This is a genomic window from Janthinobacterium sp. (assembly GCF_009923995.1).
Lineage (GTDB): Bacteria > Pseudomonadota > Gammaproteobacteria > Burkholderiales > Burkholderiaceae_D > Janthinobacterium.
Map to the genome: position 1 here is coordinate 40,748 of NZ_RFSK01000021.1, position 11,580 is coordinate 52,327.

The 11,580-nt window shown below is 65.3% G+C and carries 15 protein-coding genes; 7 read left to right on the top strand and 8 right to left on the bottom strand.

What is annotated here, in order from left to right:
• Positions 1-134: 134 nt before the first annotated feature.
• The 5 genes from EBS11_RS12810 (at position 135) to EBS11_RS12830 (ending at position 4,044) form a co-directional block, all read left to right on the top strand.
• The gene (locus tag EBS11_RS12810) at positions 135-779 is read left to right on the top strand and encodes a response regulator transcription factor (RefSeq protein ID WP_034750556.1); all 645 of its coding nucleotides are present in this window, start codon (positions 135-137) and stop codon (positions 777-779) included.
• 339 nt (positions 780-1,118) lie between these two features.
• On the top strand, positions 1,119-1,925 hold the full coding sequence (locus EBS11_RS12815; RefSeq protein WP_290603384.1) for a helix-turn-helix domain-containing protein: 807 nt from the start codon (positions 1,119-1,121) through the stop codon (positions 1,923-1,925).
• 236 nt (positions 1,926-2,161) lie between these two features.
• Positions 2,162-2,359 carry a hemin uptake protein HemP gene (locus EBS11_RS12820; protein WP_166449765.1) on the top strand — a complete coding sequence of 66 codons (198 nt, stop codon included), beginning with the start codon at positions 2,162-2,164 and terminating at the stop codon, positions 2,357-2,359.
• Positions 2,360-2,447: 88 nt separating this feature from the next.
• Complete coding sequence (locus tag EBS11_RS12825) at positions 2,448-2,774, top strand: hypothetical protein (protein ID WP_290603344.1); 327 nt, start codon at positions 2,448-2,450, stop codon at positions 2,772-2,774.
• A gap of 43 nt (positions 2,775-2,817) precedes the next feature.
• Positions 2,818-4,044 carry a DUF2325 domain-containing protein gene (locus EBS11_RS12830; protein ID WP_290603345.1) on the top strand — a complete coding sequence of 409 codons (1,227 nt, stop codon included), beginning with the start codon at positions 2,818-2,820 and terminating at the stop codon, positions 4,042-4,044.
• Between the two features lie 63 nt (positions 4,045-4,107).
• On the opposite strand, the gene EBS11_RS12835 is transcribed toward EBS11_RS12830, so the two are convergent.
• The 6 genes from EBS11_RS12835 to EBS11_RS12860 form a co-directional block, all read right to left on the bottom strand.
• The gene (locus tag EBS11_RS12835) at positions 4,108-4,659 is read right to left on the bottom strand and encodes a glutathione peroxidase (protein ID WP_290603346.1); all 552 of its coding nucleotides are present in this window, start codon (positions 4,657-4,659) and stop codon (positions 4,108-4,110) included.
• Positions 4,660-4,729: 70 nt separating this feature from the next.
• Positions 4,730-5,965 (bottom strand): sulfite reductase subunit alpha, encoded by a 1,236-nt coding sequence (locus tag EBS11_RS12840; protein ID WP_365955352.1) that lies wholly within the window; start codon positions 5,963-5,965, stop codon positions 4,730-4,732.
• Between the two features lie 117 nt (positions 5,966-6,082).
• Positions 6,083-7,123: an FAD:protein FMN transferase gene (locus EBS11_RS12845; RefSeq protein ID WP_290603347.1), complete on the bottom strand. Its 1,041-nt coding sequence runs from the start codon at positions 7,121-7,123 to the stop codon at positions 6,083-6,085.
• Positions 7,124-7,149: 26 nt separating this feature from the next.
• A complete protein-coding gene (locus EBS11_RS12850; RefSeq protein ID WP_290603348.1) occupies positions 7,150-7,974 on the bottom strand; it encodes a DUF4198 domain-containing protein in 825 nt (274 codons plus the stop codon).
• A 12-nt stretch (positions 7,975-7,986) separates the two neighbouring features.
• Positions 7,987-8,502, bottom strand: a complete 516-nt coding sequence (locus tag EBS11_RS12855) for a DUF2271 domain-containing protein (RefSeq protein ID WP_290603349.1) — start codon at positions 8,500-8,502, stop codon at positions 7,987-7,989.
• 31 nt (positions 8,503-8,533) lie between these two features.
• On the bottom strand, positions 8,534-9,187 hold the full coding sequence (locus EBS11_RS12860) for a PepSY-associated TM helix domain-containing protein (protein ID WP_290603350.1): 654 nt from the start codon (positions 9,185-9,187) through the stop codon (positions 8,534-8,536).
• A gap of 276 nt (positions 9,188-9,463) precedes the next feature.
• On the opposite strand from EBS11_RS12860, the gene EBS11_RS12865 reads away from it, so the two are divergent.
• Together EBS11_RS12865 and EBS11_RS12870 are read left to right on the top strand one after the other, a co-directional pair.
• Positions 9,464-9,961, top strand: coding sequence for a pyridoxamine 5'-phosphate oxidase family protein (locus tag EBS11_RS12865; protein WP_290603351.1), 498 nt, complete (start codon positions 9,464-9,466; stop codon positions 9,959-9,961).
• Positions 9,962-10,044: 83 nt separating this feature from the next.
• Entirely contained in the window at positions 10,045-10,650 is a 606-nt protein-coding gene (locus EBS11_RS12870; protein WP_290603352.1) for a DUF2239 family protein, read from the top strand.
• A 14-nt stretch (positions 10,651-10,664) separates the two neighbouring features.
• Here EBS11_RS12870 and EBS11_RS12875 read toward each other — a convergent pair whose 3' ends face one another.
• Together EBS11_RS12875 and EBS11_RS12880 are read right to left on the bottom strand one after the other, a co-directional pair.
• A complete protein-coding gene (locus tag EBS11_RS12875; RefSeq protein WP_290603353.1) occupies positions 10,665-10,931 on the bottom strand; it encodes a hypothetical protein in 267 nt (88 codons plus the stop codon).
• A gap of 225 nt (positions 10,932-11,156) precedes the next feature.
• Positions 11,157-11,528 (bottom strand): KGG domain-containing protein, encoded by a 372-nt coding sequence (locus EBS11_RS12880; protein ID WP_290603354.1) that lies wholly within the window; start codon positions 11,526-11,528, stop codon positions 11,157-11,159.
• Positions 11,529-11,580: the final 52 nt, after the last annotated feature.

Consider the following 11,580-nt stretch of genomic DNA (forward strand, 5'->3'; position numbering starts at 1 on the left):
ACATGGCAAGAGGATGCCGCCAGCCTGCAACTGTTAAGAAAAAGGCAAAGCTGGCGCCGTTTTCAGTTAATATGACAATCTTACCCGTTTCCTAACATCGGGGGCCGCCAAGCCCCCCGCCAGATCGCCCGCCTATGATACGCATTGTGATTGCCGACGACCACACCATCATGCGCGAGGGCCTCAAGCGCATCCTTGACGGCGCGCCGGACATCGACATCGTCGGCGAGGCCATCGACGGCTTCGAAGTGCTCAACCACGTGCGCCAGGGCGGCTTTGACCTGCTGCTGCTGGACCTGTCGATGCCGGGGCGCAGCGGCGTCGACCTGATCCGGCAGATCCGCAGCGAAGCGCCCAAGCTGGCCATCCTCATCCTCACCATGCACGAGGAAGAGCAATATGCCGTGCGCGCCATCCGCGCCGGGGCGCAAGGCTACCTGACCAAGGAAAGCGCGGGCACGCAGCTGGTGGGCGCCATCCACAAGGTAGCCTCGGGACGCCCCTACATCAGCGCCGAAGTGGCGGAACAGCTCGTGCTCAACATCATGATGCCGAATGAAAGCCTGCTGCACAAACAGCTGTCGGACCGCGAATTCGAAGTCTTCTCGCTGCTGGTGGCGGGCAAGTCGATCACGGAGATCGCCAACAATTTGCACCTGAGCGTGAAGACGGTCAGCACGCACAAGACGCGCATCATGCAAAAGATGGGCATGAGCTCGCTATCGGAAATGGTGCAGTACGCGGTAGCCCACCGGCTGCTGTCCCCCTTCAAGACATGAGCGCCCATTCCTGCGCCGCCAGGCGTAGGAACAATCCTACATCAGCTACCGCAGCTCCTACTGCCATATTCAGCCACTGCTGATATTAATTCCCCAAGGTTGTTGGCATACTGAAACCAGTCATCAAGTTGCTGGGAAGTTATTTCATCACACAGCAAGTCTTCAGCGAATTGAGCACTACCTGCCAGGACGCGCGCCGCCAGCCCTTGCGCCGTGCCCGCCGCCCTTGTGCATTCCGTCATTCAACTCTGAACTACCTGTCACCAGGAGATGAACATGCTGTCCACGCAAACGCCTGAAACCCGCCCTGCCCCAGCATCGCTGCCTCCTGCCGCCCCGATGGAAGCGGGACGCCAGCGCCAGGGACGGCTGTGGTCGAACCTGAAGGAAGTATGCGAACTGCTGCATATCTCCAGCGCCTGCACCATCGCCGCCGACGAGCTGCTGTTCCAGCACGTGCAGTTCAAGACGGGACAGCGCGTGCACACCATCGGCCAGCCCTTCGACACCCTGTACATCGTCAACTCGGGCTTCCTGAAAACCGTGCTCATCGACGAATTCGGCAATGAACAGGTGCTCAGCTTTCCCATGAAGGGCGACATGCTGGGCGTGGACGGTATCCACTCACGCCATTATTCGTCGGAAGCCGTGGCCCTGTCCGACTGCGACCTGATCCTGCTGCCGTTCAAGAAACTCACGGCCCTGGGCCGGGTCCACCTGGAACTGGAAAACGTCATGTACGGCGTGATGAGCCGCGAACTGGTGCGCGAGCAAGCCATGATCGGCATGCTGGGCGCCTTGAGCGCCGAAGCCCGCGTGGCGCGCTTCCTCGTCTCGCTGGCCGACCGCTTCGCGCAGATGGGCTACTCGAGCAAGCTGTTCAACCTGCGCATGACGCGCCATGAAATCGGCAGCTACCTGGGCCTGACCCTGGAAACCGTCAGCCGCACCCTGTCCGCCTTCAATGAAATCGGCCTCATCACGGTCGACCAGCGCACCATCGGCATCAAGGACCCGGACGCCCTGAAGACCCTGCGCCGCCTGCCGCCGTCGCGCTCGCGCGCCAAGCAGCTGGCCGCCGCCAAGCTGAAAGCCGATACGGCAGCAGCCAGCACGGCCTCCGCGCAACTGCTGGCCACCATTTAACCCCATCCCTGATTCAAGCTTGGCACAGGCTTGGCCCGGCCGAGGCGCGCAAACGCCTCGCCGGGTCTTTTTTGCGTCCCCTCCCCGCGCGCGCCGCATTGCCAGCCCCCTTCCGCCCCCATCTGCGCGCGCACCAAAAAAGCGCGCACTCCCCGCAAATAAGCCTTGCTTTTCGGGCCACATTCAACAATAATGCAAATACGAATCATTCTCAACTGAGACAAAGAAAGCCCAACATGCAAAGCTCAAAACCAGCCTTGATCCAGGATGCCGCCACCGCCCACGTCCGCCCTCCCGTCAGCGTGGCGCAACCGGCGCGCCGCATCACCAGCGAAGCGCTGCTGCAGCAGGGCCGCGAAGTGGAGATTGAACACAGCGGCAAGATCTATCGCCTGCGCGTCACGCAATTGAACAAGCTGATCCTGACTGCCTGATAGCGCACGGCAGCCAGCCACCCCACTCGCCAGCCAGTCGCGCCCCGCGTGCGCGCCAGCCAGCCAAACCACCGCACAGGAGCGTTTGATGGCGACCGACCAACCTGCTTCGAAGTTTTCGTCCATGCAAGGGCAACAGCCTGAGTTGATGCTGTCGGCCGTGCTGCACCTGATGTCGCACTACCATGCGGACGGCGCCTGCCCGAAGCTGGCCGGCGTCATCGAACGCCACCTGCAGGCGCTGTCCGGCCTGCCCGACCTCGGTCCCGTGCTGCAGGCCACCTGCCAGCAGCTGTCGCAGCAGTGGGCCGCGCTGGCGGCCCTGCACCGCCCGGCGCCTGCCAGGACCACGGTCATCGAACGCCTGGCCCGCCTGCTCGGCCCCCGGCGTCCCGCCACGCCGTTGCCCCAGTAATCGCCCGCACCCACTCCCTTTCACCGCCCTACAGGATATCGCCATGTGTGACAAAGACAAGTCCCTGCCCGTCATCAGCAATTGTTCCAGCGGCGCGGCCGACACGGCCGCCCTTGCCTCGCGCCGCCGGCGCCTGTGGGAACTGTCGCATACCTGCCATTGCCCCCTCGTGGGCGTGGGTTTACCGCTAGGATACCTGCGCAAGCTGGTGGGCAAGATGACGGGCGGCAGGGTCCTGGCCGACGACTACGAAGTGCACGTGGGCGCCGTCACGGAATGCGGCGCGCGCAACCGCCTGTCCGAAGCGCTGCAAAAGGAACTGGAACGCCGCTACGCGCCCGTCATCCTGCGCTTTCGCGGCGCCAAGACGACGCAGCAAGTGGCCGAACTGTGGCGCACGGCCGTCGCCAACGGCGACGTGTCGGGCGCCTTCTGGGCCGGCCTGACGCACCCGCGCTGCGACGCGGAACTGGAAGAGCAGATGTGCCGCGACCTGCACATGATCCAGCACCAGGCGGGCGCCTGCGTGCGCGCCGACATGGGCAAGTTCACGGCCTTGCAGGAGGAAAATGCGCGCCTGGCGCACGAACTGGCCAAGCTGCAGCAGCGCAGCCAGGCCATGCTGCAGGAAAAGACGGGCGAGCTGGAGCGCCAGGAAGCCGTGCTGCTGCGCACGCGGGCCGACTCGATCGGCAAGGACAGCGTCATCGACGGCTTGCGCGCGGAACTGGCGCAGCTGCAGGCGGCCATCCCGGCGCTGGAATCGCGCACGCGCCTCGTCGAGCGCCTGGCGCAGATGGATGAGCGGGAAAAGGAATTGCGCCAGCAAATCGCGGAATTGAAGCAAGCCCAGCCGCGCCAAGCCACGGCCGTGCCGCCGCCGGCGCCGAAACTGGAAGTGCCGACGGGCGGCAAGCTGAAAATGCCCATCCGCCTCGTCGACCAGAGCGTGCTGTGCGTGGGCGGACGCAGCGGCAATGTCGCCACCTACCGCGCCCTGATCGAACGGGTGGGCGCGCAGTTCGCCCACCACGACGGCGGCCTGGAAGACAATGCCAACCTGCTCGATTCGAGCCTGGCGGCAGCCGACCTGGTGATTTGCCAGACGGGCTGCATCAGCCACAGCGCCTACTGGCGCGTGAAGGATTACTGCAAGCGCACGGGCAAGCGCTGCGTCTTCATCGACAACCCCAGCATTTCCAGCCTGGCGCGCGGCTTGCAGGAAGTGAGCGGCGAGATGGAACCGGCCGCGCTGAACACGACAGACTAGGCACGGACAAGGGCGGCGCGGACAGCGCCGCAACGTCGACGCCGCCCGCCGATGCCTTCCCGCTCAGGCCGCCAATTCGCGCGCGATGGCGTCGCGCAGGATCGCGTCGTCCACCGTCGTGTCGGGCGCAAAGCGTCCCACCACCTTGCCCTCCTTGCTGATCAAAAACTTCTCGAAATTCCACAGCACGTCGCCGGGATGTTCCTGCGTGATGCCGTAGCCGGCCAGCTTGGCGCGGAAATCGCTGCCCGGCTTTTCCTGCGCCCGCGGCTGCTCCTGCACGAGGCGCTGGTACAGCGGATGCTGGCCCGGCCCCTTGACGACGATCTTCTCAAACATGGGAAATTGCACGCCAAAGGTGCCGCGGCAAAAGTCCGCGATCTCGGCATTGCTGCCCGGTTCCTGGGCACCGAATTCATTGGCGGGAAAGCCGGCCACGACCAGGCCCTCGGCCTGCTTGTCGGCGTAGAGTTTTTCCAGCCCTGCGTACTGGGGTGTCAGGCCGCAGGCGGATGCCACGTTGACCACCAGCACCACCTTGCCGCGATACGCGTCCAGGCTGCTGGAGTCGCCATTGATGCGGCGCAAGGGAATGTCGTAGATACTGTCGCTCATGATGGTTCTCCCTGGAAGAAACAACCATCATAGCCGCCCGCGCGCGAACGCGCTGGCGGCGCGAAAAAACTCAGTAGACGTCGCGGCGGTAGCGCCCTTCGGCGGCCAGCGCGTCGAGCGCGGGGCGGCCCAGCATCTCCTGCAGGGCCTGGTCCACGCCGCCCGCCATGCCGGCCAGGCTGCCGCAGATGTAGATGGCGGCGCCCTGTGCCAGCCACAGCCTGACTTCGTCGGCATTGCCGCGCAGGCGGTCCTGCACGTAGGTGCGCTCCGCCTGGTCGCGCGAAAACGCCACGTCCAGGCGCGGCAGGTCGCCGCTCGCATGCCAGCCTTCGATTTCTTCGCGGTAATGGAAATCATGGGCAAGGTTGCGTTCGCCAAAGATCAGCCAGTTACGCCGCTGTCCCGCCAGCACGCGGCTTTTCAGGTGGCCGCGCAAGCCCGCGATGCCGCTGCCATTGCCGATCAGGATCAAGGGCCGTTGGGCATTGTCTTCCAGGCGGAAACGCCGGTGCTGGCGCAGGCGCAGCTGCACCACGTCGCCGACGGCCGCCTGCGCCGTCAGCCAGCCCGAGGCCAGGCCCAGGCTGCCGTCGGGATGCGCATGCTGGCGCACCAGCAAGTGCACACTGCCGTCGTGCGGGATGGAGGCGATGGAATATTCGCGCGGTTGCGCAGGATCAAGCGGCGCGGCCACCTGCACCAGGTCGCCCGACTGCCAGTCCGGCAAAGCGCCCGTCGCGGGCGCCAGTTCCAGATGATAGATGGCGCCCCCCGCGCTGCCGGGATTGAGCAGCTGCCTGTGCGCCAGGCGCCACTCGCCAAAGGCGGGCGCGCTCCAGTCGGGTGCGTCGCTGGTGCCGGCCAGGTGGCTCAGGTGCTGGAACCATTGCTCGATGGCGGCGCTGGCGCTGCGGTCAACTTCGATGCGCTCGAACAGGCGCGCGGCACCCTGCGCCGCCAGCCAGGCGTCCAGCGCGCGGCCAAAGCCGCAATACTGGCCATAGCTGCGGTCGCCCAGGGCGAGCACCGCGTAATGCAGTTGCGGCAGCGCAAGCTCGCCCGTCATCAGCCGGCCCATGAAGGCGGCCGCATTGTCGGGCGCGTCGCCTTCGCCATAGGTGCTGACCAGGAACAAGGCGCGCTCCGCTTGCTCCAGATCCGCGGCCGTCAGCTCGGCCAGCGGGCACAGGCGCACGGCAATGCCGGCCAGCTGCAGGCTCTGCGCCGTTTGCGTGGCCAGCTCTTCGGCATTGCCGTGCGCCTGTGCCCGCTGGCCGAGCTGACGGCCGCGGATCTGGAGCAAGCGGAGCGCGCCTTGTTCCTGGTCAGCACCAGGCACACGCCTGCATAGCTGAGTGACAGGGCGGCCAGCAAGGCCAGCCGCGTCGTATCGTGCGTAAAAATCATGGGAAATAACTATTCATTCGTCGAGCATGGCCAGCAGCTGGCTGCTGAGAAATTCGCGGTAGCCTGCGCCGTCGCGCTGCAGGAAGCGCGCGGCCAGGCCCTGCTCTTCGGCCAGCGCCATGCCCGCTTCGGCACCGAGCACCGTCAGGGCCGTCGACCAGGCGTCGGCCGCCATGCATTCGGCATGCACGACGGTGACGGACGCGAGCTGATTGGCGATCGGCATGCCGCTGCGGGGATCGATGGTATGGGAAAAACGCGCCGAACCGTCGTCATAGAAACGCCGGTAGTCGCCCGACGTCGCCACGGACAGGCCATGCAGCGCCAGCAGCATTTCCGCCGGATGCCGTGCATTATCGGCACTATCGGCAGCGCCATCGACCTGTTCCAGCATGACCCACCACGGCTGGCCGTCGGGCTTGCTGCCTGCACCGCGCAGCTCGCCGCCCACTTCGACCAGGTAGTGATGGATGCCCTGGCTGTCCAGGTAGCGGGCCAGGCGGTCCACGCCATAGCCCTTGGCGATGGCGGACAGGTCCAGCTGCAAGCCGCCGGGCTGGCGCGCGCGGCGGGCCGGCAAGTCCAGTTCCAGGCGGCGGCGCTGACGCTGCGACAGCAGCAGGGCCACCGTATCGTCTTTCGGCGGCAGGAAGCCGGGCTGGTCGTAGCGGTTGCGGGGGCCGAAGCCCCACAGGTTGACGAGGGCGCCCGCGCACGGGTCATACGCGCCACCGGACGCCTGCGCCACATGCATGGCAAAGCCCAGCACCTCGCAGAAGGCGGCGGGCAGGCTGTGCCAGCTGCCCGCCTCGGCCCGGTTGAAGCGGCCCAGGTCCGAGTCCTCGTCCCAGTGGCTCATTTGCGCCACGACCAGGTCCAGCTGCTGCTGCAAGCCCTGCTGCAGGTCGGCGCTGCCGGCCCGGCCCGGCATGGCGGATTCCAGCAGGCGCACGGACCAGCTGGTGCCCATGGACAGGCCGCGCAAGTCCCGGATCGCGGCGCCGGGCGGCGCGACCTCATCGGAAATATGCTGGGGCAGCAGGACCCGGCGCATCGGCAAGCTGGCGAACGGACCGCCGCTTACTGCGGCAGCACTTCCACGGAAGCGGCGTAGGTGGCCCGGCGCTCCGGCATCACGGGCGGCTGGCCGGCCACGGCGGGGGCGGCCGCAGGCCAGGTGCTGCTCAGGTAATACATGCCGGCGGCCGGCACGGTGAACGTGATCTCGCCCTTGGCATCCGTGCTCTGGCGGATTTCACCGAGCACGCCACGATAGCGCACGCCGCCCGGCACGAGGCTGAAGGCCTGGTTGGCGGCCGGCTTGCCGTCGATCAGGAAACGCCACGTGGCTTTCTCGCCCGCGCGCAAGTCGTTCGGATGGGTGACGGGCACGAATTCCAGGCCCACGCCCGTCGGCTTGAACACTTCCGTGCTCGTCTCGCCATTGCTGAAGAAGGTTTCCAGGCGCGCTGCCGTGCGCGTGACTTTCACATCCTTCGCATCGGCCGGCACGTCCTTCTTGAAGCTTTCCTCGTTGCCACGGAAACGCTTCTGCTCGCCGTTCACCGTGTAGCTGCCCATCACGTTTTGCGACACGATGGCCGCCTTGTAGGTGCCAGGCTTTTCCATCTTCACGTCAAACACGCTGCGCAGGCGGCCCGTCAGGGTATTGGCCGGCGTGACTGGCGCGCCATCCGGGCCCGTCACCTGCAGCGCGTCCAGGCGCAGCGGCTGGTGGTCGATCTCGAACAGGCCGTCGGACACGGCCGCGTCCACCGTGACCCAGGCGTCCTTGCTTTCCACCATCGTGCTCGATGGCACCATCCAGCCGCGGTGGGCGTGGGCATTCATGGCCAGGCCGGCCAGGGCCAGGGCGATCAGCGGTTTATTCAGTTGCTTGAACATGATGGGGGCGCCTTATGGTTTGAGTTGGACGACGACATTGCCGAGTTCTTCCTTGCCCTTGCCAGGTACGGACTGGGCCGACTTCAGCGGCCACTGGAACGGCACGCGCACCAGTTCGCGTCCGCCCGCTTCGCGCGCCGCTTCCACCACGACCTGGTATTCGCCGGCCGGCAACTTGTCCAGCAAGGCCTTGGCGCCGGGGAAGGTCAGGGTATGTTCACCGGGGGCGCGCGTGGCGCCGCTGACGCCGTCGACGGGCATGGCCAGGTCGCGGCCGCTCTTGCGCCACCACTGGCGCATGTCCTTCAGCCATTTTTCGCCCGCCTTGTCCTTCTTCTTCACGTCGTACAGCACGGCCAGGTTGCCCACCACCTTCTGGTCTGCCGTTTCCAGCCATGCCGCCACGTATGGACGGTGGTATTCCGCCACGTTCAGTTGCGGAATTTCAATCTTGAGGGACAGGTCGGCTGCCATCGCCGAAGTGCCGATCAGGGGAAGGCCAAGCGCCAGGGAGTAGCGTAATTTCATGGTGTGCCTGTAAAAAGAAGAATAAAAACGATCAGTGAATAAACAGCAAGGCGATCGCGCAGGGTATCAAGATACCGAGGCCAACCATCGGCCAGGTAAATGGCCGGTTGGCCGCGTGGAACTTCAAAATCAGCAGGCCCGTCAGGCAAAACACGAGGCAGGCGCCGGCAAAGATGTCGATGAACCAGTTCCAGGCCACGCCCGTGTTGCGGCCCTTGTGGACATCGTTGAGCCAGGACACCCAGCCCCGGTCCGTCAATTCATATTCGGCGGCCCCGTCTTCCAGGCCGATGCGCACCCAGGCGTCGCCGCCCGCCTTGGGCAGCGGCAGATACACTTCGTCCACGCTCCACTCGGCGGGACGGCCGCCCGCATTGAGCGACCATTGCTGCGCAAGCCAGCGCTCGGCGGCGGCCGGCAGGGGCGCGTTGGCGCCGTCGTGCTGGGCGGCAAAGGCGGCCAGTTGCGTGACCAAGGGGGCCGGCAGGGTCGCCTGCTGGCGCGTGATGGATGGCTTGGCTTCGATCTGGCTGGCGTGGTTCAGGGTGATGCCGGTAATGGCGAACAGAAACATGCCCAGCAGGCAAAGCGCCGAGCTGATCCAATGCCATTGGTGCAAATTCTTCAGCCAGACGGCGCGGCTGGCGTTGTTCTTGGCCTTGTCGGCGGCGTCCGTCTTAGCCATGGACCGCTCCCGGCAGGCGGCGAGCCCCGTGGCGCGACAAGTCAGTGTGCTTCATTCCCATCCTTCAATCCCGCTCCATGCCCATAGTTTCAAACAAATGATAATGATTATCATTTATTAAGTCAATACATGGGGACGTCCGCAAGGGCGGCGTTTTGTAACAACTTTGAAACATGGCGCCACGCAGGCCGGCAAGCCCGTTACGTAAGCTGGCGTACAGAGCCGCATGCCGTGCCCGCCTATGCTTTGTTCAGGACAATCAACGGGGAGCACACCATGCAACAGTATTCCAGCGAACAACTGGCCAGCATCGCGGCCAGGATCAAGAGCGTCAAATTCGGCATGCTCACCACCAGCGACGACATGCGCACGCTGACCAGCCGGCCCTTGACCCAGCAGCAAATCGACAATGACGGGCAGATCTGGTTTTTTGTGTCGGACGACGCCAGCTATGCGCGCGATTTGCTGAACAATCCGCAAGTCAATGTCAGCTTTGTCGACACGGGCGACAGCCTGTACGTGTCCGTCTGCGGCCATGCGCAGCTGCTGAAAGACCGCGCCAAGGCGGAAGAGCTGTGGAGTCCGCTCGTGAAAGCCTGGTTCCCCGGCGGACTCGACGATCCCAAGCTGTCGCTGATCAAGGTGACGATACAGTCGGCCGAATACTGGGACAGCAGCGCCAGCAAGATGATGCAATTCTATGAAATGGCCAAGGCCGCCATCACGGGCGAGCCGCCGAAGGACGTGGGGGAACACGGCCGGGTCGACCTGTAGCAGGATCGCGTCATTTTACCCGGGTGTTATTGACTTTCATTTTAACCCGGGTAAAATTGCCTGCATTATCCATGGAGGCCCATATGCAGACCGATATCCCCGCCGCACCCCGCTACACCGCCTTTGCCGGCCAGCGGAAAGTCGCCGCAGGTCCCTTGCACGGCGTGGCGCAGTCGCTGAAGGAACTGGTGACGCGCGACCCGGCGGCACAAATCCTCATCTTTGACGACGCCAGCGGCAGCCAGGTGGACCTCAACCTGCATGGCAGCCTGGACGAGGTGCTGCAGCGCCTGCCCCGCGCGCCGGCACCGCAGGCGCCGGACGCGCCCGCCCCTGCCCGCACGGCGGGGCGGCCGAAACTGGGCGTGGTGGCACGCGAAATCACCTTGCTGCCCCGTCACTGGGAATGGCTGGCCACGCAGCCGGGCGGCGCCTCCGTCGCCTTGCGCAAGCTGGTGGAACATGCGCAGCGGGGCAACAAGGCGCAGGACGAGCAGCGCCAGGCGCGCGAAGCGGCATATAAGGTCATGAGCGCGCTCGCCGGCGATGCGCCCGGCTTCGAGGAAGCCTGCCGCGCCCTGTTCGCCGGGCGGCAGCAGGCATTTCTGGCGTGCGTGCAGGATTGGCCAGCGGACGTGCAGGCGCACGTCCTGCAACTGGCCCAAGGAGGATGGTCAGACGACGCTTGACGGGTCAGCGCGGCTCAGACGCCCGTGCTGCCCGTCGTGTCGGGCGCGTCGTCGGCGCTCTGGCGGCTCTGGCCGGCCGAGCCGGACTGGTGATGCGGTAGGCGGTCGGCACGCCGCACTTCGCCGATGGAAAACAGATCGTCGCCGATATCGAGTCCTTGCTCGCTATCGACCAGCACAAAGCTCTCGGCCGCGTCGGCCGTGCTTTGCTTGCTGCCTGCCGTGGACGGCGCGCCGCCCTGGCTATTGCCTGGCTGTGGCGTGGTGGAGTTGCCCATCATCTTCTCCCTGATCGTTGACTGCGGATTGCGTGCGGAGTGCGTGCGCACAAGCTAGGGGCCGATAACAGCCGCCTTGCCAGCGCCGCTCATTCATCATAGTCCATGCCTGCTGCAATGCATCAAAATTTTCACGGCTGCGCCTGCGCGCTGCGCTGCACGTGGCCGGCCGATGCCAGGCAGGCATGCGCCGGCCATGCACCGGCCACGTGCGCCGTGCGGCCTCCCTTACTTGTTGCGCGAAGCAGACCCCGAGCCGGAGCCCTGCCCGCCGCTTTGCTTGTTGCCACTGTCGCGATTGCCGTCCTGGTTCATGCTGGCATTGTCGCGCGTGCCGCCGGAGCTGGCGGCACTTTGCCGGTTGGCATCGTTCTTGTGGCTTTGGCTGCCTGCGCGGCGCGCTTCTTCGGACGTGAACTCATGCGCCGTGCCCTTTTCATGGGCGGCACGCCCCCCTTCGCTGGCGATTTCGCGCTGCTGTGCCGGGTCCATGGACGCGAAGCCACGCTTGCTGGTATCGCTCTGCTTGCTGCCGCCGCCGCTACCGGCGCTGCTACTGGTTTTACTGCCCTGCTGTTTATTGTCGCTCGATGTGGCCATGATGATCTCCTTGATCGATAGAATCAGAAAACAGTGCATGCAATTCTTCCCC